Source organism: Roseovarius sp. (assembly GCF_040219995.1).
Taxonomy (GTDB): domain Bacteria; phylum Pseudomonadota; class Alphaproteobacteria; order Rhodobacterales; family Rhodobacteraceae; genus Roseovarius.
In genome coordinates this window covers 325,795-346,654 of record NZ_JAVJUC010000014.1, presented here as the reverse complement: position 1 = coordinate 346,654, position 20,860 = coordinate 325,795, and the positions used below count along the sequence as shown (strand labels likewise).

General features: G+C 64.9%; 19 protein-coding genes. 6 read left to right on the top strand and 13 right to left on the bottom strand.

Annotated elements, in window-relative coordinates; all coding sequences use genetic code 11:
• Positions 1 to 3: 3 nt before the first annotated feature.
• Positions 4 to 288, top strand: coding sequence for a hypothetical protein (locus RID11_RS05875; protein ID WP_350136483.1), 285 nt, complete (start codon positions 4 to 6; stop codon positions 286 to 288).
• Positions 285 to 647: a Grx4 family monothiol glutaredoxin gene (gene grxD, locus RID11_RS05870; protein WP_350136482.1), complete on the top strand. Its 363-nt coding sequence runs from the start codon at positions 285 to 287 to the stop codon at positions 645 to 647. The genes RID11_RS05875 and grxD overlap by 4 nt, the downstream gene beginning before the upstream one ends.
• Before the next feature lie 117 nt (positions 648 to 764).
• Here the strand turns inward: grxD and speB are convergent, their stop codons facing one another.
• Together speB and RID11_RS05860 are read right to left on the bottom strand one after the other, a co-directional pair.
• Complete coding sequence (gene speB, locus RID11_RS05865) at positions 765 to 1,727, bottom strand: agmatinase (protein WP_350136481.1); 963 nt, start codon at positions 1,725 to 1,727, stop codon at positions 765 to 767.
• Between the two features lies 1 nt (position 1,728).
• Positions 1,729 to 2,901, bottom strand: a complete 1,173-nt coding sequence (locus tag RID11_RS05860) for a M20 aminoacylase family protein (protein ID WP_350136480.1) — start codon at positions 2,899 to 2,901, stop codon at positions 1,729 to 1,731.
• A 62-nt stretch (positions 2,902 to 2,963) separates the two neighbouring features.
• Between RID11_RS05860 and mazG the strand changes: the two genes are divergently transcribed.
• Positions 2,964 to 3,785, top strand: a complete 822-nt coding sequence (mazG, locus tag RID11_RS05855; protein WP_350136479.1) for a nucleoside triphosphate pyrophosphohydrolase — start codon at positions 2,964 to 2,966, stop codon at positions 3,783 to 3,785.
• Positions 3,786 to 3,833: 48 nt separating this feature from the next.
• Here mazG and ileS read toward each other — a convergent pair whose 3' ends face one another.
• A complete protein-coding gene (ileS, locus tag RID11_RS05850) occupies positions 3,834 to 6,899 on the bottom strand; it encodes an isoleucine--tRNA ligase (protein WP_350136478.1) in 3,066 nt (1,021 codons plus the stop codon).
• A gap of 295 nt (positions 6,900 to 7,194) precedes the next feature.
• Between ileS and RID11_RS05845 the strand changes: the two genes are divergently transcribed.
• On the top strand, positions 7,195 to 7,605 hold the full coding sequence (locus tag RID11_RS05845; protein ID WP_350136477.1) for a group III truncated hemoglobin: 411 nt from the start codon (positions 7,195 to 7,197) through the stop codon (positions 7,603 to 7,605).
• Here the strand turns inward: RID11_RS05845 and RID11_RS05840 are convergent.
• The 4 genes from RID11_RS05840 to RID11_RS05825 are packed head-to-tail and all read right to left on the bottom strand — an operon-like array spanning position 7,602 to position 13,198.
• Positions 7,602 to 10,316 carry a DUF2339 domain-containing protein gene (locus RID11_RS05840; RefSeq protein WP_350136476.1) on the bottom strand — a complete coding sequence of 905 codons (2,715 nt, stop codon included), beginning with the start codon at positions 10,314 to 10,316 and terminating at the stop codon, positions 7,602 to 7,604. The genes RID11_RS05845 and RID11_RS05840 overlap by 4 nt on opposite strands.
• Before the next feature lie 37 nt (positions 10,317 to 10,353).
• Entirely contained in the window at positions 10,354 to 11,343 is a 990-nt protein-coding gene (locus tag RID11_RS05835) for a YcjF family protein (RefSeq protein ID WP_350136475.1), read from the bottom strand.
• On the bottom strand, positions 11,340 to 11,786 hold the full coding sequence (locus RID11_RS05830; protein ID WP_350136474.1) for a GNAT family N-acetyltransferase: 447 nt from the start codon (positions 11,784 to 11,786) through the stop codon (positions 11,340 to 11,342). The genes RID11_RS05835 and RID11_RS05830 overlap by 4 nt, the downstream gene beginning before the upstream one ends.
• A complete protein-coding gene (locus RID11_RS05825) occupies positions 11,783 to 13,198 on the bottom strand; it encodes a YcjX family GTP-binding protein (RefSeq protein WP_350136473.1) in 1,416 nt (471 codons plus the stop codon). The genes RID11_RS05830 and RID11_RS05825 overlap by 4 nt, the downstream gene beginning before the upstream one ends.
• Positions 13,199 to 13,403: 205 nt before the next feature.
• On the opposite strand from RID11_RS05825, the gene RID11_RS05820 reads away from it, so the two are divergent.
• Positions 13,404 to 14,024, top strand: a complete 621-nt coding sequence (locus RID11_RS05820; protein WP_350136472.1) for a thiamine phosphate synthase — start codon at positions 13,404 to 13,406, stop codon at positions 14,022 to 14,024.
• Between the two features lie 3 nt (positions 14,025 to 14,027).
• Here the strand turns inward: RID11_RS05820 and RID11_RS05815 are convergent, their stop codons facing one another.
• Genes RID11_RS05815 through RID11_RS05800 form a run of 4 tightly spaced genes read right to left on the bottom strand, consistent with a single transcriptional unit; the run spans position 14,028 to position 17,861 of the window.
• Entirely contained in the window at positions 14,028 to 14,273 is a 246-nt protein-coding gene (locus tag RID11_RS05815) for a MoaD/ThiS family protein (RefSeq protein ID WP_350136471.1), read from the bottom strand.
• Positions 14,273 to 16,522 (bottom strand): xanthine dehydrogenase family protein molybdopterin-binding subunit, encoded by a 2,250-nt coding sequence (locus RID11_RS05810; protein ID WP_350136470.1) that lies wholly within the window; start codon positions 16,520 to 16,522, stop codon positions 14,273 to 14,275. The genes RID11_RS05815 and RID11_RS05810 overlap by 1 nt, the downstream gene beginning before the upstream one ends.
• Positions 16,522 to 17,001, bottom strand: coding sequence for a (2Fe-2S)-binding protein (locus tag RID11_RS05805; RefSeq protein WP_350136469.1), 480 nt, complete (start codon positions 16,999 to 17,001; stop codon positions 16,522 to 16,524). The genes RID11_RS05810 and RID11_RS05805 overlap by 1 nt, the downstream gene beginning before the upstream one ends.
• Positions 16,998 to 17,861: an FAD binding domain-containing protein gene (locus tag RID11_RS05800; protein ID WP_350136468.1), complete on the bottom strand. Its 864-nt coding sequence runs from the start codon at positions 17,859 to 17,861 to the stop codon at positions 16,998 to 17,000. Before RID11_RS05800 ends, RID11_RS05805 begins: the two co-directional genes overlap by 4 nt.
• A gap of 342 nt (positions 17,862 to 18,203) precedes the next feature.
• Here RID11_RS05800 and RID11_RS05795 point away from each other — a divergent pair, with 342 nt between their 5' ends.
• Positions 18,204 to 18,329, top strand: a complete 126-nt coding sequence (locus RID11_RS05795) for a hypothetical protein (protein WP_350136467.1) — start codon at positions 18,204 to 18,206, stop codon at positions 18,327 to 18,329.
• Positions 18,330 to 18,337: 8 nt separating this feature from the next.
• On the opposite strand, the gene RID11_RS05790 is transcribed toward RID11_RS05795, so the two are convergent.
• Both RID11_RS05790 and RID11_RS05785 read right to left on the bottom strand, forming a co-directional pair.
• On the bottom strand, positions 18,338 to 19,483 hold the full coding sequence (locus RID11_RS05790; RefSeq protein ID WP_350136466.1) for an iron-containing alcohol dehydrogenase: 1,146 nt from the start codon (positions 19,481 to 19,483) through the stop codon (positions 18,338 to 18,340).
• Entirely contained in the window at positions 19,480 to 20,859 is a 1,380-nt protein-coding gene (locus tag RID11_RS05785) for an aldehyde dehydrogenase family protein (RefSeq protein ID WP_350136465.1), read from the bottom strand. Before RID11_RS05785 ends, RID11_RS05790 begins: the two co-directional genes overlap by 4 nt.
• Position 20,860 lies beyond the last annotated feature (1 nt).

Below are 20,860 nucleotides of genomic sequence, written 5' to 3'. Positions count from 1 at the left end.
GTCTTGGATGCCCGCCTGCTTGTAGTTGCCCTGCTGTTGCCCTTCGTGGCGGTGTTCGTCTACGCCACATGGTCGGAATACAGCCGCTTCAAACGCGAGGGACGTGCCGAATACGGGCTCACCTACGACCCGGAAACCAACACCACCCATGTAGGTGCCATCGCCGAGGATGAAGAAAGCTACGACCCCGAGGACTACACCCCCGGCGACGGCGACGACGATGGCGAAAACACTGCCGAAACCCAACCCGATCCCGCAGACCCAAACGAACAGGATAGCCGCACATGACTGACGCAAAATCCCGCATCGAAGACACCGTGAAATCTTCCGACGTCGTGCTCTACATGAAGGGCACCAAGGACATGCCGCAATGCGGCTTCTCCAGCCGCGTGGCGGGCGTGCTCAACTACATGGGTGTCGATTTCGCCGATGTGAACGTGCTCGCCGACGAGGAAATCCGGCAGGGTATCAAGAATTACTCAGACTGGCCGACCATCCCGCAACTCTACGTCAAGGGCGAATTCGTCGGCGGCTGCGACATCATCACCGAAATGACCCTCTCGGGCGAGCTTGATCAGCTCTTCGAGCAGAACGGCGTCACCTATGACAAGGCCGCTGCCGAGAAGATCCGCGAAGCCAACGCCTGACCAAATGCACCGCCCTCCTCGGGCAGCCACCCGTCATCCTCGGGCTTGACCCGAGGATCTCACGGCCGCGGGATCGTCCGATCAAGTCGGGCGATCACGCAGGATGAACAGCCCACCTCATCGCCGCGTCCAGCCCCAGAGGCACAGCATTTCCATCGCCACATGCGCCCCGGCAATCGACGTGGATCCGGTTGTGTCAAAGGGCGGCGAGACCTCCACCACATCGCCGCCCAACAGGTTGATGCCGGCCAGATCACGCAGCATGATCGCCGCCTGCGCCGAGGTAAGCCCGCCCCAGACCGGCGTGCCCGTGCCCGGCGCATAGGCCGGGTCCAGCGCGTCGATATCGAAGGTCATGTAGACTTGGGCATCGCCAACAATCTCCTTGATCTTGCGAGCGGTCTTGACTGGCCCCTCCAGATGCACCTCGCGCGCGTCGATGGTCGCGATGCCCATCGTGTCAGGGTTCACCGTGCGAATGCCAACCTGCACCGACCGCTCCACGTCGATCAGCCCCAGTTTCACCGCCTTGTAGAACATCGTGCCATGGTCGATCCGGGTCATGTCGTCATCGACCCAGGTATCGGAATGCGCATCGAACTGCACCAGCGCCACCGGCCCGAACTTCTCCGCGTAAGCCTCTAGAATCGGGAGAGAAATGTAGTGATCACCACCCAGCGTGATAGTTGCTGCACCGGCGTCGAGAATGCCCCGGATATGCGCCGTCAACGCCTCGGGAAACTCGGCGATCTTGGCGTAATCAAACGCCAGATCGCCATAATCCACGATGCTGAGGCTCGAAAGCGGATCATACCCGTCCCAGCCATATGGGGGATCGAACACCTGCAACGCACTCGCCTCGCGAATGGCGCGCGGTCCCAACCGCGTGCCCGGACGGTTCGTCACCGACTGATCAAACGGCACCCCGGTGATCGCCACATCCACGCCGGCGAGGTCCTTGGTGTAGCGCCGCCGCGCAAAGGACAGCGCACCACCAAAGGTATTCTCATAGCTCAGACCACGCGAGGTTTCGCGCGTAAACGCCTGATCGACTTGTGTTTTCGCATCTTCCAGCGCCATATCACGCCCCTCCGTTCACCGGCTGTGCCCGCTCCACGATCCGGGCAAAGAACGACGCCCCGACCGGGGCTACCGCATCGTTGAAATTAAACCCCGGATGATGCAGACCCGGCCCGTCGCCTTGGCCCAGGAACAGATAACAGCCTGGACGCTCCTGCAGCATGTAGGAGAAATCCTCGGCCCCCATTTCGCGGGTGCGATCCGCGATCACTGCCTCAGAGCCCGCAACCTCGCGCGCCACCTCGGCGGCAAAGCCGGTCTTGGCCGCATCATTCAGCGTCGCCGGATAGCCCACATCGATCCGCACCTCCGCCCGCACCCCATGCGCCGCCGCCGTGCCCTCGGCCACCTCACGCAGACGCCGGTGCACCATCGCCTGAACCTCAGGGCTGAAGGTGCGGATTGTGGCGTTGATATAGGCGGTCTCGGGAATGACGTTGTCGGCACTGCCGGTATGGATCTGCGTCACAGAAATAACCAGATCATCCAGAGGGTTACGGTTCCTTGTTATGATCGTCTGGATGGCCTGCACGATCGCCACGGCAGCGATCACCGGATCGCGCGTCTCATGCGGAAAGGCCCCGTGCCCGCCTTGCCCGATCACGTCCACATGCAGCGTATCCACCGCCGCCATGATCGGCCCCGGCGTCGTCTCGAACGTGCCCTCCGGCGCGCCTGGCAAGGTATGCAGCGCATAGACCTGATCCACCGCGTGGCGGCTCAGCATACCCTCCTCGACCATCACGCGCCCGCCGCCCGGCCCCTCTTCGGCGGGTTGAAAGATCAGCACCACCTTGCCCGCGAAATTCCGTGTTTCGGCAAGGTACTTGGCCGCACCGAGAAGCATGGTGGTATGCCCGTCATGGCCACATGCATGCATCTTTCCGGGGCGTTGGCTGGCATACTCGACCCCGGTGATCTCCTCCATCGGCAGCGCGTCCATATCGGCGCGCAAGCCGATGCAGGGGCCCGCGCCCTGCCCCTCGATCACCGCGACGACGCCGCTCTCGGCAATGCCCGTCTCGATCTGGGTGATCCCGAACTCCCGCAACCGCTCGACCACGAAGGCCGCCGTCTTGTGACAGTCGAATCCGATCTCGGGATTGGCATGCAGATGCCTGCGCCAGGCGGTCATCTCATCGGCAAAGCCCGCTATGCGGTTGATCACGGCCATCTCTGGACATCCTTTCCTTCTCGCGTCAGGGTCCACTCAACCCCAAAGCGGAGGCCGCTGCAATGCCTGACGACACGCTCATTCACGACCCTTCGGGCGGCATGCCGCGCCTCATTGCCATCATGGCGCGGCTGCGCGATCCCGAGACGGGATGCCCCTGGGATATCGAGCAGGACTTTACGAGCATCGCCCCCTATACCATTGAAGAAGCTTACGAAGTCGCCGACGCCATCGAGCAGGAAAACTGGCCGGAATTGCGCGGCGAGTTGGGCGATCTGCTGTTGCAGGTGATCTTTCATGCGCAGATCGCGCAGGATCACGGGTTGTTCGATGTCGAGGACGTGGCCAATGCCATCTCCGACAAGATGGTCTCGCGGCATCCGCATGTCTTCGGCACCGAGAGCCGTGACAAGAGCGCCGAGCAACAGACCCGAGACTGGGAGGCGATCAAGGCCGCCGAGCGGGCAGCCGAGGCGAAATCCGGCACGCTCGACGGGGTGGCGCTCGGCCTTCCGGCCCTGCTGCGGGCCGTCAAGCTGCAGAAACGCGCCGCGCGCGTGGGCTTTGACTGGCCGGAAACCTCTCACGTTCTCAGCAAGATACAGGAAGAAGTTAAAGAGCTTCACGAGGCCGTGCAGCATCTGACGCAGGACAAGGTCGAAGAGGAATTCGGCGATCTCCTGTTCGTCATGGCCAATCTCGCACGGCACATGAATCTCTGCCCTGAAACCGCCCTGCGCCGCGCCAACGCGAAATTCACCCGCCGGTTCGAGCGGATCGAGGCGCTGCTATCCGAGGCGGGCAAGACACCCGATCAATCGGATCTCGCGGAAATGGACGCGCTCTGGAATCGCGCCAAGGCCGAAGAACGCGGCGAGGCCTGAGCCCCACCCGCGTCTTCCTATTGGCAAAAATACTCAATTTTCAGACGGTTACGCCCGAACCTTCATCTCGGACAATGCGGCATCGCAGCGTTTGCAGGTGCCGGGATGGGCGTGATTGCCCACATCCGGCAGAATCTTCCAGCAACGCTGACATTTCTCGCCATCCGCCTTGGCAAAGACCACGCCAACCGTGTCCACTTCGGGCATGCGGAACGCCTCATCGGGGCGCGGCGTGTCGGTGAGGGTGATATCCGAGGTGATGCAGATATCCTCGAAATTCACCGATTTCAGCGCCGCCAGCATGTCGGCATCGCGCACATGCACGATGGGCGCGGCCTCCAATGAGGCCCCGATCACCTTGTCGCTGCGCTGCACCTCCAGCGCCGCCGTCACCACGCGCCGCGCTTGGCGCACCTGCGCCCATTTCGCCGCCAGCGGCTCATTCAACCAGTCAGCGGGGGTGGCGGGGATATCGGTCAGGTGCACCGAGCTTTGCGCGCCGGGGAAGCGCTCCAGCCAGACCTCTTCCATGGTAAAGACCAGCACCGGTGCAAGCCAGGTGGTCAGCCGGTGGAAGAGCAGATCAAGCACCGTCCGCGCCGCACGGCGACGTGCGGTATCGCCGTCGCAATAGAGCGCGTCCTTGCGGATGTCGAAATAAAAGGCCGACAGCTCGATCGTGGCGAAGTTAAAGATCTGCTGGAAAACACCTTGGAAATCATAGGCTTCATAGCCTGACTTCACCTTGTGGTCCAGCTCTGCCAGCCGGTGCAGCACCCATTGCTCCAGTTCCGGCATCTCCGAGGGGTCCACCCGGTCCGCCTCGCTGAAATGGCTCAGCCCGCCCAGCATGAAACGCATCGTGTTGCGCAAGCGGCGATAGCCATCGGCCACACCCTTGAGAATCTCGGGCCCGATCCGCAGATCGGCCGTGTAATCCGCCTGCGCCACCCAGAGCCGCAGGATATCTGCCCCGTATTGCTTGGTCACATCCTCGGGAGCCACGGTATTGCCGAGCGATTTGGACATCTTGTTGCCCTTCTCGTCAAGCGTGAACCCGTGCGTCAGCACGCCGCGATAGGGCGCATGCCCGATGGTGCCGCAGGCTTGCAGCATCGAGGAATGGAACCAGCCGCGATGCTGATCGGTGCCTTCGAGGTAGAGATCGGCCATACCGTCCGCCGACCCGTCTTCGCGGTCGCGCAGCACGAAGGCATGGGTGGAGCCTGAATCGAACCACACGTCGAGAATGTCATCGACCTTCTCCCAAGCCTCCGGGTCAACGATCCCTTCTAGGAACCGCTCTTTTGCCCCCTCCTTGTACCAGGCATCCGCGCCTTCGGCCTCGAACGCCTCAAGAATGCGCGCGTTCACCTCCGCGTTGCGCAAAAGATATTCCGAATCCGTCGGTTGCGCGCTTTTCTTCACAAAGCATGTCAGCGGCACACCCCATGCGCGTTGCCGCGACAGCACCCAGTCCGGCCGCGCCTCGATCATCGAATACAGCCGATTGCGCCCTGTCTTGGGCGTCCATGTCACCAGCTCGTCGATGGAGCGCAGCGCACGCTCCCGGATCGTGGTGCCATAGGCGTCCTCCCCGTCGCCCACGGCGCGGTCGATGGCGGCGAACCATTGCGGCGTGTTGCGGTAGATCACCGGCGCCTTGGAGCGCCAGCTATGCGGGTAGGAATGCTTGATCTTGCCGCGGGCAAGCAGCCCGCCGACCTCGACCAGCTTGTCGATGACGGCCTTGTTAGCATTGCCCTCCCTGCCCTTGCGGTCAAGGATGAACGTGCCGCCAAAGAACGGCAGATCGGGCCGGAAGGAGCCATCGTCGAGCACGTTATAGGTGATCACCTGATCCAGCATGCCCAGACCGCGATAGAGCTCGTATTCCTCCATGCCGTGGCTGGGCGCGCAATGGACAAAGCCCGTGCCCTCCTCATCGGTGACGAAATCGGCAGCGCGGAAATCGCGCAGGTCGTCCCATTCGCCGTTGGAACCTTCAGCATGGGCCAGGGGGTGTTGCAACGAGAGGCCCGCCAGCTCCTCGGCGCTCACGTCGCGCAGGCGGGTATACATCCCGTCCTCCAGCCGCGCGCGGGTCATCACGTCCCCGGCCAGCTTGTCGGCGAGGATGAAACGGTCGCCCACATCGGCCCAGCATTCGCCCGGCGTGCCGGTCACCTCGTAGAGGCCATAGGAAATGTCTTCGCCGTAAACCACCGCCTTGTTGGACGGGATCGTCCAAGGGGTGGTGGTCCAGATGACGACGTGCGCACCAAGAAGATCAGTTGGGGGAGTGTTGGCCCGTTCGCGCAACGCATCCGTAGCTTCGGTGTTCAGGGAGACCTGATCATTCTCAGAATCTTTGCTTGGTGCGGAGCGCGTGTAAGCACCCCGATCAAGCACTGCTTTCTGATATTTGTCCTCGTCAATGGCGGTCACCTCGAACTTCACCCAAACGGTAAAGCTCTCCTTGTCGTGATACTCCACCTCCGCCTCGGCCAGCGCGGTCTTTTCAATGGGCGACCACATCACTGGCTTGGACCCCCGATAGAGCACGCCTGACATCAGGAACTTCTGGAACTCCTCCGCGATGATCCGCTCGGCGCGGAAATCCATCGTCAGGTACGGCTTGTCCCACTTGCCCGTGATCCCCAGCCGCTTGAACTCGCCCCGCTGCACGTCGATCCAGCCTTCGGCGAATTTCCGGCACTCCTGGCGGAAATCCACGACATCGACCTTGTCCTTGTCCATGCCCTTCGCGCGGTACTGCTCCTCGATCTTCCACTCGATGGGCAGCCCGTGGCAATCCCAGCCCGGGATATAGCGCGCGTCGCGCCCCATCATCTGCTGCGAACGCACCACCATGTCCTTGAGGATCTTGTTGAGCGCGTGACCGATATGCAGGTGGCCGTTGGCGTAAGGAGGGCCGTCATGCAGGGTAAAGGGCGGGCGGCCGCCGGCCCGCTCGCGCAGCCGGTCGTAGATGCCGATCTCTTCCCACCGGGCGAGCCATTCCGGCTCGCGCTTGGGCAGGCCCGCGCGCATCGGGAACTCGGTTTGCGGCAGGTTAAGGGTGTCTTTGTAGTCGGGCATGTCAGAACACATGGGTGACGTCCTTTGTCACTGGGTGTTGAAAATCTGGGGGTCTGGGGCGGCGCGATGGCTCAAACGCCTGTGATCCCGGCGGCTCGATAGGGTCAGAGCGCCGGGCATGTAATTCGAATAATGATCGCTATGCATCTCACCATGCCCGCCTTATAGGCGCGCACCCGGCAGGCGTCCAGAGGGGGAGCCCCCGCTTTCTTGAAAAGAAAGCGCTCCGAAATCTTTTGAAGATTTCGGCCCGACCCACTCACAAGGGGGGATTGCCACGGCCCGCATCCCGCGCCACATAAAGAGCATGACCACCGCCCTGCCCCCGCGCTTTGACATCACCCGCCCCGAGATCGAGCGGGTCGTCGCCGCGTTCTACGAGGCGGTGCGCGCGCATCCCACGCTCGGCCCGGTCTTTGCCGTGCATGTCGACGACTGGCCGGCGCATGAGGCCAAGGTCGCCGATTTCTGGGCCAATTCCATCCTGCATGAGCGGGTCTATGACGGCTCGCCGATGGCCGCACATGTGAAGGCCAGGAATGTCCGGCCCGGCATGTTCTCCACCTGGCTTGACCTCTTTGACAGTGTGTTGAGCGCCGAGTTGCGCCCGGATCAGGCCGCCGCATGGTCGGCCCTGGCGCATCGCATCGGGCGGTCCCTGCGCGCGGGCGTGGTAGAGCGTGACACCCTGCCCGGCGGGGTACCCAAGCTGCGCTAGCTGCTGCCCTTGGCGCGATCCCATTGCGCTGACATCTTGCGATTGAGCCACACCAGCCCCGCCAGCCCGAGGCCAAGCCCCATGAAAGACATCACCCGGATCAGGCCCGACAGGCCGGACGTGTCGATCACGAAAACCTTGGCCACGGTCAGCGCAACCCCCAACATCGCCAACTTTCGCAGCCCAACCGAGCGGCGGGCGAAGGCCAAGAGCAGCATCGCCACAGCGACCACAAGCATGGCCACGGTATACGAGTAGAGTTCCGGCTGTGTCACTCCGGGCACCGACAGGTCAGTCCCGCGCCAGAGCCTGCGTATCTCGAGCGCCGCGAAGGCCGCGGCATAGCCCGCGGACACCGCCACAAAGCCCGACCGCAAAAAGCGCGGCAGATGCGTCAGCCGCCAGGCCGCAATACCGAAGGCCAGGGCAAGGGGCAGGCAGGCCACAGCAAGACTGTCGAGGATTGGCGGGCCAATCACGCGTTCGTCGGTAAAGATATCAAAAATCGGGTTGAGAAGCGTCACTTGCAACAGAATCAGGCCCAATCCCATCAATCCAAAGACGCTGGCGAGACTGATCCGCACCGCGCGGATGAGACCCCCACCCGCCTTCAGCCGGTAGAGTTGATTCAGCGCCGAGACAATCCATACTGTCGCCAAAAGGCCCGCGCCCCAATGGCTGAATAGCCTGTCTTCGCCCATCACGCGGAACAGCAGCACGCAGGCAAACACCGACGATAACGTCCAGACCGCGCTTTCCAGCACGACGCGTGCGGCAGACTGCGGGCGATGTGCCATGACCCGCCAGGCCGCAGCCAGCAGAGTGATCGCGCCGCCATAGGCCAGCCAAACCTGCACGGGCGCGGCGTCCATCCCCCAGAAGACACCGGGATCGACGATCAGCCGATACCCGATGATCACCGCGCCTGCCTGCAGAGCCCAACCCAAGAGCGGCAGATCATGACGTCGGTCGATCAAAGTCGTGCCTAAAACCATCACACCAAGCGCCACGGTCAACGCCGAGTCGGCCAGCAAGAGGAATAGCGCAAGCGCAATCAGGGTGAGCGCCGCAACGGCGAAGATGGCGGCCCGCAAGGCAGGCTCGACCGGCCCGGCATCCCGGTGACAACGCATGGCGAGCCCCGTCATCAACGCCGCGAGGGCAAGCGCGTGCAGCGCCCAGACGTAAGCCCCAAGAACCACCGCCGGTTGCCATAGGAATTCGAACATCAGGAGCATCCCCGGCGCGAACATGGCGGCCCCAATCGTCCAGAGGATCGCCGGGCCTGGTGCTGACACGTCCGCCGCGCGCCGCATCCGCCCATTGGCCAGCAGGCTGGCAATCGCGGCCAACCCAAGGATCACGGTGACCGTCAGGGGCATGTCCGATTCCGGTACACGCGGGGCGCGGAAGGCACTCAGGAGCGGCCCAAAGGGATAGGGTGACTGTTCCGCCACGACAAAGACCACGGCAATCGCCGGGGCTAGGGCAATATCCTGCAAGCCCTCGGCCCCACGCAACCACCACAGCGCACCACTCAATAGCAGCGCCAGCAGGCCAATCGCCAGCCAGACCAGCACGACAGACTGTGCATCTGCTGCAACCACAATCGCCCCGACGCTGGCCGCAATCACCATTCCGCCGCCAAGGCGGGTTGGAAATTCCGGCAAGGGCCGATGTCCCAGCATCATGCCCAAGATCGACGTGCCCGCATGGCGCGGCATGAGCCTACGTTCAGGGATGACCAGCGCCATTGCGCTCAGCAGAGCGAGGAAAACGAGGAAATGCGCGGCCTCCACGCCCATGACGTAAAGACCAATGGCTGCCAGCATCGTCACTACAAGCACCAGCGCCGATACCCAGGCCCATCTCTTGACCGTATCCACGGCAAGCCCGGCGAGGGCAATCAGCACAAAATAGTAGTAGAACAGCCAGGGTGCCTCGGAGGAGCCGCCAAGAAGAAACGGCGCGGCGGCCGCGCCGATGATGCCGCCCGCCGCCAGCACTGGACCGTAGAACCAGCCCAACACAATGGCCACAGCGGCCACCGTCACCAGCCCAAGCAGCGCCGTTCCTGCGGGAATGAGAGTATAAAGCGCATGCGCCGCCAGCACCCCTGCGAAGAGTGAGACAAGCCCAGCCCCGGAGAGCACCGAGGGAAGCGATTGCGTCGCACCTTGCGTCTCGTCGCCATGCCGCCGCCGGATCACCTCGCCACCAGCGATCAGTCCAGCCCCCAGGAGCAGCGCACCGATGACGCGCCAGACCGGCGTTAGCAACCCCTGCTCGACGCCGTACTGCACCATGAACACCCCGGAGAGCGCCATCGACAGCCCCGCCACAGCAAGCGCCCAATTGTCGCGCAACCACTGTCCGAGGGCGGCAATCCGGTCAGCGCGAAACACGAAGGCGCGCGGAACCTGACCGCGCGTCACAGTCGAGGACGTCGCGGCTTCAGGCTCTGACATTGATGCGCGCGCCTGCGTCGCACGGGCTGCCTTTGGTGCCGACAGCGGATGTGGTGCGGCCTCGGGTATCGCCGGTGTAACCTCATCAGTCCGTTGCGAAACCGAACCGTCGCGCAGGTCTGCATTTGCCTTTTCCAATGCACGCACCCTGCGCCGAAGCCCGGCCTGCGCGATCAGCAGATAGGGCACAGCCAGAACCAGAAGGATCGACCCCAGACCGAGAAAACCGACAAGAATATCCACGCCGCGCACCCGCCTTCACCATTACATTCCGCAGACGCTACCGCGTTGGAAAGAGCCCAACAAGCGCGCGTTTCACCAGACCCGAGACCGACGGGCGACGCACTCGCAGAAAGGGCAGCGGGCGACAGACCTCCATCGTGGCTACCCCCACGCGCGCGGTCAGCGCGCCATTGACCACCCCCTCGCCAAAGCGGCGCGACAGTTTCGAGAGCATGCTGCCGCCCGCGACGCTGCTGATCATGTCGTCACCCACGGCCACCGCGCCCGTGGCCACCAGATGCGCCATCACCGCCCGGGTCAGCCGCCAGCTGCCCAGCACACCGGCGCGCCCGCCATAGATCTCGGCAATGCGCCGGATCATCCGCAGATTGGCAATCAGCGCCCCCGCCACATCCGCGAGCGCCAGCGGCACCAGCGCAGTGACCGTCGCCACCTGTCGTGCCGCCAATTCGATCTCTTGCAGGGCCTGCGCATCGAGCGGTGCCAGCAACTCGGCCTCCGCCAGACCCAAAAGCGCCTCGGCGTCGAACTGATCGCCCTCGCGCTCTTTCAGCCGCGCCTGTCCCCAGTGCAGCACATCACGCCCGGCATAGAGCGTCGAAAGCCGCGTCACCGTCGCGCGCGCACCAGACAGGTCCTCCTCTGCCAACGCTTCGTTCGCGCCATGCCGGAGACTGTCGAGCCGTCCCAGTCGCGCAAAGGCCGCAACCTCGCGCAGGGCGATAAGCACCACCACAAAGAGCAGCGCCACCCCCATCCCCGCGACCGCATAGCCCAGAAGCGGCGCGCGCGCGATCAACCCTGTCGCGAAATCCCAGGCCGCGACCGAGACCGCCGCGCCGACGAGGCCAAGCGCCAGCGACCAGAACGCCCGCGCCAACCGCGACGGCCGCCGCGCCGCACGCGCCATCGCCGCCTGCATCGCACGGCCCTCGGGGCGGGGCTGGTCGTCGGGCACGGGCGGCGCACGATCAGGCTCCGCCGCCCTGTCTTCGTCAAGATCAATCAGAACCGGGCCATTGGTCATGCCAGCTCTTCCCCCTCACTCCAGATCATCAGGATATCGGGCAGGCCCTCGTCATTGCCCGCCCCCTGCCCGCGTACGGCCTCGCGAAAGCCCTGCGCCGCATAGAACGCGCGCGCGGGTCGGTTGCGCTCTAGCACCCACAGATCGAGCGCGCCCGCATCGCCCTTGGCCTCGGCCAGCAGTGCGCCGCCATGGCCCTGTCCGCGCCGCGCAGGCGCGACGTAAAGCGCATGCACCCGCGAGCCGTCGCGTACGATGAAGCCGGCAATACCCGACCCGTCGCGCAGAATGCGGACCCAGCCCCGCCGCGTCACCCACAGGAGCGCGCGCAGATCGTCGCGCGGGCTGCGCACCTGAGGCAGCCACGGCGTCGCCCGGGTAAACGCCCACAGGATGCGGGCCAGATGCGGCACATGCCAGAGCCGGGCGCGCGCGATGCTCATAGCCGATCGCCGATCAGGAACTGCGCGGCGCGATCCAGCCGGATATGCGGCGGCCCCTCGCCGGGGCGCAGGCTGAGGGCTGCGGGCGCAAAGCGCATCGCCCGATAATCGCCATCGGGCCATGCCTCCGCCCCGCCCCGCGCCGCCGCCAGAAGCCGCGCGGGATCCTCGGGCAATTCGCCGGGATGAAACGCCGCCTGCCGCCCGGTCTCCAAGAGCCGCCCGCGCACGCAATCGAGATCGCGGCCCTGATGGCTCTTCCGCTCCTCGACCGTGGCGCGCAGCGCAGCGATGGCCATGGCGCGGGTCTCGGCCCCGGCGAAGTCGGCCCGGTCCCGCGCCGCGCGCAACAGCGCCTCCATGATTGCGGTCAGGCGACCGTGCTGCGTGTGATGCAGATGATCGGCCTTGGTCGCGGCAAAGAGGATCTTCTCAACCCGCCGCCCCATCAGAAGCTGCGTGAGAAACGCATTCCTACCGGGGCGAAAGGCCCCGAGGATATCGGCCATGGCACCGCGCATGTCCTCGACTGCACGCGGCCCCTTGTGGATCGCGTCGAGCGCATCGACCAGCACCACCTGCCGGTCGATCCGTGCGAAATGGTCGCGAAAGAAGGGCCGCACCACCTCGCGCTTGTAAGCCTCATAGCGCCGCGCCATCTCGGCGCGCAGGCTCTTGCGCGGGGGTGCGCCGTCGCCGGGCAACGGCGCGAAGGTCACCACCGGCGAGCCTGCCAGATCACCGGGCAAGAGAAAGCGCCCCGGCGTGCAGTCATAAAAGCCCGCGTCGCGCGCAGCATGAAGATAGGCGGTAAAGCCCTGCGCCAGACGCTGCGCTGTCGCCTCCTCCAGCGGGGCCGCGCCATCCGTCGCGCGCGCGGCCTCCAGATATTCGGCGGCCTGCGGGCGTGCTTTGAGGCGGCCCAGCACCTCGTCGCACCACTGATCATAGCTCTTGTCCAGCAGCGCCAGATCGAGCAGCCATTCGCCGGGATAATCCACGATATCGAGATGCACCACACGCGGGCCGGTCATGCCGGACAGAAATCCGCCCGGCCGCACCCGCAGCGATAGTCGCAGTTCCGACACGGCGCGGGTGCTCTCGGGCCAATGCGGGTTGGGCCCAGTGAGGGCCGCCAGATGCGTCTCGTAGTCGAAACGCGGCAGGGTCACGTCGGGCTGCGGTTGCAGATAGGCCGCAAGAATGCGCCCCTCGCCCTCGGCCAGAAGGCCCGGCATGCGCGCGCGGTCCAGCAGATTGGCAATCAGCGAGGTGATGAACACCGTCTTGCCCGCGCGGGCAAGGCCAGTGACCCCCAACCGTACCACCGGCTCGAAAAACGCGCCCGAAACGCGATCCCCGAACTCCTCGAACCCGCGCGTCAGCCCATCCGCCAGCCCTGCAATCGCCAAACCTGCCCCTTTCCTCTTTGCCCCCAAGATAGAGGCGCACTTGGGGGCTTGCTAGGGGCCATTTGCACCCGCGCGTCCCCATCACGATTGCGCACGCGCCGCATCTGGCTGATATGAGAATTTTGCCAATAAGAAGCTGCATGCCAGCGATGGTCAAAGCCGCCTTTCTTGGCTAAGACAGGCAAAAATGCCAAGGAGTGCGCAGATGGACGAGATCGAGCAGCCGCAAATCTATCTCATCACCCCGCCGGAGTTCGAGCTGGAGATATTCCCCGACCGTCTGGCGCGGGTGCTTGACGCGCATGAGGTGGCCTGCCTTCGGCTGAGCCTTGCCACCCGCGACGAGGACCGCATCTCGCGCGCCGCCGATGCCTGCCGCGAGGTGACCCATGCGCGCGATATCGCCGTGGTGATCGACAGCCATGTCCTGATGGTGGAACGTTTGGGGCTCGACGGGGTGCATCTGCTTGATGGCTCGCGCGGGGTGCGTGCCGCGCGCAAGGAACTGGGCGAAGAGGCCATCGTCGGGGCCTTCTGCGGAACCTCGCGCCATGACGGGATGAGCGCGGGCGAAGCTGGTGCCGACTACGTGAGCTTCGGCCCCATCGGCTCCACCGGCCTTGGAGATGGTAGCCATGCAGACCGCGAGATTTTCGAATGGTGGTCAGAGGTGATCGAAGTGCCGATCGTTGCCGAGGGTGCGCTTGGCATGGAGGAAGTGGCCTCCTTCGCCCCGGTGAGCGATTTTCTGGCCTTCGGCGAGGAGATCTGGCACGAAGACGATGCAGCCGCGGCGCTTGGCCGTCTGATCGCTGCCATGGGCTGACGGCTATCCGCCTTTCAACCGCTTGAGCAACACCACCTCGCTATCCTCGGCAATCGGCTGGAACCAGCTGTCGTTATAGACCCGCCCGTCGATCGACACCGACACGCCGCGCTCCAACTCCGGGCGCAGGCCGGGGAATTTCTCCCCCAGCCCGTCGAGCAATTCGCGCAAGGTGGCGGCCTCGACCTCGACCTTGCGCACGCCCTCCGCCTGATCAGCGAGCGAGCCCCAGAGCAGCACTTCGACCATCAGCCCTCCGCTTTGGCCTGCAAGGCCGCAAGCACGCGCGGCGGCGACATCGGCAGTTGCGTCATCCGCACGCCCGCTGCCTCGGACACCGCATTGGCGATGGCCGCAAGCGGCGGCACGATCGAAGTCTCGCCCACACCGCGCACGCCGTAGGGGTGGCCCGGATTTGGGATTTCGAGGATCACGGTGTCGATCATCGGCAGGTCCGACGCCACGGGAATGCGGTAGTCGAGAAAACCCGCGTTCTGCAGGATGCCATCCTCGCCGTAGATGTACTCCTCGTTCAGCGCCCAGCCGATGCCCTGCACGGCCCCGCCCTGAAACTGGCCTTCGACGTAGGAGGGATGCACCGCCTTACCGGCATCCTGAAACACCGTGTAGCGCAGGATCTTGGTCGATCCGGTGTCGCGGTCCAGCTCCACATCCACCATATGGGTGGCGAAACTCACGCCTGCCCCTTCGGCATTCACCTCATGATGCCCGGCAATGGGCCCGCCGGTATTCGAGGCGATGGCGGCGATCTCCTTGAGCGTCATGGGCGGGAATTTCCCGGCATTGGGCCCGGCGGGACGCGCCGCGCCGTCTTCCCATTCCACGGCCTCCTCGTCGATGCCCCAGACCATCGCGGCGCGGCGGCACATCTCCTTTTTCGCGGCCTCTGCGGCCTTGATCGTGGCCAGCCCCACGGCGAATGTCACGCGGCTGCCATCGGTCACCTCGTTCTGGCCCAAGGATCCGGTATCGGCGATGATCGTGCGGACCTGATCGTAGGGGATGCCCAGCTCCTCGGCGGCCATCATCGTCATCGACGCGCGCGACCCACCAATATCGGGGTTGCCCTCCGACACGGTCACCGTGCCGTCCGGCGTGATATTCAGGCTAACGCAGGTATCGCCGCCAAAGTTGAACCAGAACCCGCAGGCGACGCCCCGGCCCTGATTTTCACCCAGAGGCGCGGACCAGTGCGGATGCGATTTCGCCGCCTCCAGCGTCGCCTTGAGGCCGATGGCGGGATAGGTCGGGCCGTAGGAGGCCCTAGTTCCCTCATCCGCGCCGTTCATCAACCGCACTTCCAGCGGGTCGAGGCCGAAGCCCTTGGCCGCCTCGTCAATCGCGCTCTCGATGGCGAAGGCGGCCATTGGCGCGCCGGGGGCGCGGTAGGCGGCGGCCTTGGGCCGGTTGGTCACCACGTCCCAGCCCACGGTCTTGACGTTTTCCAGATCATAAGGCGCAAAGCCGGACATCGCGCCCATATCGACGGGCGAGCCGGGATAGGCCCCGCCCTGATAGCGTAACTCGGCAAAACCGGCGGTGATCTTGCCGTCCTTGGTCATGCCGATCTTGACGTCGATGGAGGTCGAGGAGGTCGGCCCGGTGGCGCGCAGCACCTCGGAGCGGCTCATCACCATCTTGACCGGGCGGCCCGCCTTCTTGGCGAGCATCAGCGCGACGGGTTCCAGAAACACCACCGTCTTGCCGCCGAACCCGCCACCGATCTCTGATGCGGTGACGCGCAGCTGGCCCTGCTCCATGCCCAGAATGGCGGCACAGGTGTTGCGCACCATGTAATGTCCCTGGGTGCAGACCCAGAGATCGGCGCGGCCATCCGAGCCCATCGTCGCAAGGCAGGCATGCGGCTCGATATAGCCCTGATGCGTGGCCGCGGTGCGATAGGTGCGCTCGACCACGCGGTCGGCCTGTTTCAGCCCGGCCTCGATATCGCCATGCCCGAATTCCGAGCGCGCGATCACGTTCTGCGACATGCCCTCGGGCACCGTCTCCTGTTGGCGGCCCTCGTGCAGCACCGGCGCGTCGGGCTTTATCGTCGCATCCACGTCCGTCACATGCGGCAGCACCTCGTATTCGACCTCAATGAGCTTGAGCGCCTTGCGTGCCACGGCCGGGCTGCTTGCGGCGACGGCGGCCACCGCGTGACCATCGTAAAGCGCCTTGTCGCCCGCCATGCAATTGTCGAGCACATCGGCGACATCCTCGGGCACCTCGCCGAAATCGGCGCGGGTGACCACCGCCTTGACGCCCGAAAGCGCCTCGGCCTTGGACGCGTCGATCTTCACGATCCGCGCGTGGGCATGGGGCGAGCGCAGAATGCGACCGGTCAGCATGCCCGGTGCCACCATGTCGGCGCCAAACCGCGCGCGGCCCGTCACCTTATCAATGCCGTCGGGCCGGTCGGGCCGCGTGCCTACGACCTTGAATTCGCGTGTTTTCTTGGTGTCATCCAGTGCCATTACGAAGCCCTCCGCATGTCCGCCGCCGTTTCCATCACGGCGCGGATGATCTTGTCATACCCGGTGCAGCGGCAGAGATTGCCCGCCAGCCAATAGCGCACCTCCTCCTCGCTCGGGTCAGGATTGCGCTCCAGCAGCGATTGCGCCGCCACGAGGATGCCCGGCGTGCAGATGCCGCATTGCAGGGCGGCCATCTCGATGAATTTCTGCTGCAGGGGGTGCAGTTGATCGCCCGTCGCCATGCCCTCGATGGTGGCAATGTCGCGGCCCTCGGCCTCGGCCCCGAGCATCAGGCAGGAACAGACCAGACGGCCATCCACGGCCACCGAACAGGCGCCGCAATCGCCGGTGCCGCAGCCTTCCTTGGTCCCGGTCAGGCCCAGCCGGTCGCGCAGCACGTCGAGCAGCGTGTCCTCGGCCTCGCAGAGAAACTCGGTGTCGTCACCGTTGATCCTGGTGGTTACGTGTAGCTGGCTCATGCCGTCTCTCCTTTCGCGCGCTTCGCCGCGATCACCGCCGCGCGCCGGGCCAGAACGCCCGCCACGTGCTTGCGGAAATCAATCGTGCCGCGCTTGTCGTCAATCGGTGTGGCCGCCGCCGAACAGGCCGCAGCCAGATCACTGAGCGCCGCCTCGTCGAGGATGCGGCCAGTGATCGCCTGTGCCGCGTCCTCGACCAGCATCACCTTGGGGCCAACCGCGCCGAGCGACACCCGCGCCGCCGTCACGCGGTCCTCCTCGTCAAGGCTGAGCGAAATGCCGCAACCCACCACCGCGATATCCATCTCGGTGCGCGGGATAAAGCGCAGATAGGCATCGCTTGCGCGCGCCCTGCGTGCGGGCAGCCAGACAGAGGCGATGAATTCGCCGCGTTCCAGCGCCGTCTTGCCGGGGCCTTGGGGCACGTCGATCACATCCATGTCGCGCGCGCCGTTCGGCCCGGCGATCCGCACCCTGGCCTGCGCCGCGACCATCGCCGGCACGCTGTCCGCCGCCGGTGAGGCGTTGCAGAGGTTCCCCGCCAGCGTGGCGCGGCCCTGGATTTGCGTCGAGCCGATCAGCCCCGCCGCCTCGACGACGCCGGGCCAATCGGCGACAAGCCCCGCATGTTCGCCCATCTCGGCGCCCGAGACCGCGGCACCGATGCGCCAGCCGCCGTCCTCGGCGGCAATGTCGTGCATGCCCTCGATCCGCTTGATATCGACGATCATCTCCGGCTCGATCATCTCCGAGCGCAGCTTGACGAGCAGGTCGGTACCCCCCGCCAGCACATGCGCACCGTCCTGACCGGCCAGCAGGCTCACGGCATCTTCCAACCGTCTTGGTGCCTCGTATCGCATATGGATTGTCCTTTCCTCTTGATCGCCCCTGCGGGGCACAGCCTGACTCGGGCGCTATTTGGCACGACTATCCCGCATGTGCGGACAAGACGCAAACACCCCGCCGACATCCGCAGGATCACGCGCGGCATCACGTCACTCACACCGCAAAACCCGCAAAACGTCACATCACCGCTTCTTTCGCGCACCAAAAGCGCCTTAATCCTCCATCAATCTTCAAAGGCTATCCAGACGAGACCGATTTCGACGAGTGACCCGATGACATATGCTCGACAAACTGACGGATACACCGAAAAGGGCCCGCGCCATGCGTTGCTCTTCGAACTCATTCGGCAACGTAGCATGGCGCAGCATGTAAGCCAGCGCATCGCGCAGACACCCCCACCCAATCCCGCCGAGGCGCTGCTTTTCGCCGATGAGGCGCGCAGATCCCTCGTCATGCAGGGACAGCCGCGCGTCACCTCATAGCCTGACCGCTACATCGCCGCCTTGAACAGCGCCGTCAGGTTCTCCTCGGTCAGTGCAACGGGGTTGCCGCCACAAGACGGATCCTTGATCGCGCCCTTGACGAGTGCCGGGATGGCGTCCTCGGTCACGCCGAGCGCGGCCAGCCCCTTGGGCACGTTGAAACTGTCGTTGAAGCGGTCCACGAATGCGCGAAAGCCGTCATAGCCGCCCTCGATGCCCAGATAACCCGCCGCACGGTCGAAGCGGTCTGCGATCACGGGCGCGTTCAGATCCAGAACCGCTGGCATGCAGACCGCGTTGGTGGTGCCGTGATGGGTGTTGAAATGCGCGCCCACCGGATGGCTCATGGCATGGATCGCTCCCAGCCCCTTCTGGAAGGCCGTCGCGCCCATGGCCGCAGCACTCATCATATGGGCGCGGGCCTCGAGATCGTCAGGCGTGGCGTAGGCGCGCGGCAGGTTCTCGATCACCAGACGCATGCCTTCCAGCGCGATACCCTGTGACATCGGGTGATAATGCGGGCTGGAGAACGCCTCGACGCAATGCGCGAAGGCATCGAGCCCGGTGCCCGCGGTGATCGCCTTTGGCATTCCGACGGTCAGTTCGGGATCGCAGATCACCGTGGCGGGCAGCATTTTCGGGTGAAAGATGATCTTTTTCTCGTGGGTCTCGGAATTCGTGAGCACCCCCGCGCGCCCGACCTCCGAGCCCGTCCCGGCGGTGGTGGGCACGGCGATGATCGGCGCGATGGCATCGGCGTCGGCGCGCGTCCACCAATCGCCGATATCCTCGAAATCCCAGATCGGCCGCGTCTGACCCGCCATGAAAGCCACGCATTTGCCAAGGTCGAGCCCCGAGCCACCGCCAAAGGCGATAACCCCGTCATGGCCGCCCGCCTTGTAGGCCTCGACCCCGGCTGCAAGGTTGATCTCGTTTGGATTGGGGTCGACCTCCGAGAACACGGCGGCCGCCAGCCCCGCCTTGCCCAGGATCTCCATCGCCTGCGCGGTGATCGGTAGCGGGGCCAGCCCCTTGTCGGTGATCAGCAGCGGGCGGGAAATGCCGGCCTGTGTACAAGCCTCGGCCAGTTCCGCGATGCGGCCCGCCCCGAAACGGATGGCGGTGGGATAGGACCAGTTTGCGGTAAGTGTCATGTCGTTGCCTTCTTGAGATGATAGGATTTCGGACGGGTCAGGTTGTGATAGCCGATGACCGATAGCGCGCCGCCGCGCCCGGTGCTTTTGCAGCCGGTCCAGCACAGCGCAGGATCAAGGTAATCGGCGCGGTTCATGAAGACGGTGCCGGTCTCGATGGCGTCCCCCACCTGTGCGGCGCGCGCGGCATCACGCGTCCAGAGCGAGGCGGTCAGACCGAAGGGGCTGTCATTCATCAGCCGGATCGCCTCGGCATCGTCGCGAACCGGCATGATGCCGACCACGGGACCAAAGCTCTCGTCGCGCATGACGCGCATGTCATGGCTGACATTGGTCAGGATCTGCGGCGTCAGGTAACAGCCGCCATCGTCCCGCGGGAAGGGCTCGATATGCGCCGTCGCGCCCGCCGCCACGGCCTCGTCGATTTGCTTGCGCACCTCCGCCGCAAAGCGTGTGTTCGCCAACGGCCCTATGGTGGTCTCGGGGTCCAGCGGATCGCCCAGCCGGTAGCCGTTCACGATCTCAACCGCCTTCGCGACAAATGCATCAAACAGGCTTTCGTGCACATAAATCCGCTCGATCCCGCAACAGCACTGGCCCGAGTTGAACATCGCGGCGTCAATCAGCCCCTCGGCTGCCGTCACCGGGTCGGCGTCGTCCATCACATAGCCCGGATCCTTGCCGCCAAGCTCCAGCCCCAGTCCGGTAAAGGTGCCTGCGGCGGCCCGCTCCATCGCCTGCCCGCCACCGACAGAGCCGGTGAAGTTTACGAAATCGAACTGGCCTTCGGAAATCAGCGTCGAGGTGGTGTCGTGATCCAGAAACACGTTGCGGAACACGGCCTCGGGCACGCCCGCCGCATGGAACGCCTGCGCCATGCGCTCGCCCACAAGCAGGGTCTGCGTCGCGTGTTTCAGCACCACCGCGTTGCCGGCGATAAGGGCCGGGGCGACGGTGTTGATCGCCGTCATGTAGGGGTAATTCCACGGGGCCACGACGAACACGACCCCATGCGGCACGCGGCGGATATAGCGGTGGAACGCGCCATCATCCGACACCTCGATATCCGCCAGCCCCTGCGCGGCGATCTCGGCCATGTAGGACGCACGCTCGTTGAAGCCGCCGAATTCGCCGCCATAGCGCACCGGGCGGCCCATCTTGCGGGCCAGTTCCGGCACGATTTCGTCGTTCATCTCACCGACAGCGGCGACGCCCGCCATCACAAGGTCTATCCGCTCCTGCAATGGGCGCGCGGCCCATGCGGCCTGCGCCGCGCGGGTCTCGGCAATGGCCGCGCGCGCGGCCTCGGCGCTCAGCGTCTCGCGCGTGGCAAAGACCGATCCGTCGATCGGCGATATACATTTCAGTTCCGGCATG

What these genes read in the sequence shown, in the direction of transcription:
- RID11_RS05800 (WP_350136468.1), bottom strand. Translation starts at nt 17,861, where the DNA reads ATGCGATACGAGGCACCAAGACGGTTGGAAGATGCCGTGAGCCTGCTG.
- RID11_RS05845 (WP_350136477.1), top strand. Translation starts at nt 7,195, where the DNA reads ATGACCACCGCCCTGCCCCCGCGCTTTGACATCACCCGCCCCGAGATC.
- RID11_RS05815 (WP_350136471.1), bottom strand. Translation starts at nt 14,273, where the DNA reads ATGGTCGAAGTGCTGCTCTGGGGCTCGCTCGCTGATCAGGCGGAGGGC.
- RID11_RS05790 (WP_350136466.1), bottom strand. Translation starts at nt 19,483, where the DNA reads ATGACACTTACCGCAAACTGGTCCTATCCCACCGCCATCCGTTTCGGG.
- ileS (WP_350136478.1), bottom strand. Translation starts at nt 6,899, where the DNA reads ATGTGTTCTGACATGCCCGACTACAAAGACACCCTTAACCTGCCGCAA.
- RID11_RS05805 (WP_350136469.1), bottom strand. Translation starts at nt 17,001, where the DNA reads ATGAGCCAGCTACACGTAACCACCAGGATCAACGGTGACGACACCGAG.
- RID11_RS05795 (WP_350136467.1), top strand. Translation starts at nt 18,204, where the DNA reads ATGGCGCAGCATGTAAGCCAGCGCATCGCGCAGACACCCCCACCCAAT.
- RID11_RS05860 (WP_350136480.1), bottom strand. Translation starts at nt 2,901, where the DNA reads ATGGCCGTGATCAACCGCATAGCGGGCTTTGCCGATGAGATGACCGCC.
- mazG (WP_350136479.1), top strand. Translation starts at nt 2,964, where the DNA reads ATGCCTGACGACACGCTCATTCACGACCCTTCGGGCGGCATGCCGCGC.
- RID11_RS05835 (WP_350136475.1), bottom strand. Translation starts at nt 11,343, where the DNA reads ATGACCAATGGCCCGGTTCTGATTGATCTTGACGAAGACAGGGCGGCG.
- RID11_RS05830 (WP_350136474.1), bottom strand. Translation starts at nt 11,786, where the DNA reads ATGAGCATCGCGCGCGCCCGGCTCTGGCATGTGCCGCATCTGGCCCGC.
- RID11_RS05810 (WP_350136470.1), bottom strand. Translation starts at nt 16,522, where the DNA reads ATGGCACTGGATGACACCAAGAAAACACGCGAATTCAAGGTCGTAGGC.
- RID11_RS05785 (WP_350136465.1), bottom strand. Translation starts at nt 20,859, where the DNA reads ATGCCGGAACTGAAATGTATATCGCCGATCGACGGATCGGTCTTTGCC.
- speB (WP_350136481.1), bottom strand. Translation starts at nt 1,727, where the DNA reads ATGGCGCTGGAAGATGCGAAAACACAAGTCGATCAGGCGTTTACGCGC.
- RID11_RS05820 (WP_350136472.1), top strand. Translation starts at nt 13,404, where the DNA reads ATGGACGAGATCGAGCAGCCGCAAATCTATCTCATCACCCCGCCGGAG.
- grxD (WP_350136482.1), top strand. Translation starts at nt 285, where the DNA reads ATGACTGACGCAAAATCCCGCATCGAAGACACCGTGAAATCTTCCGAC.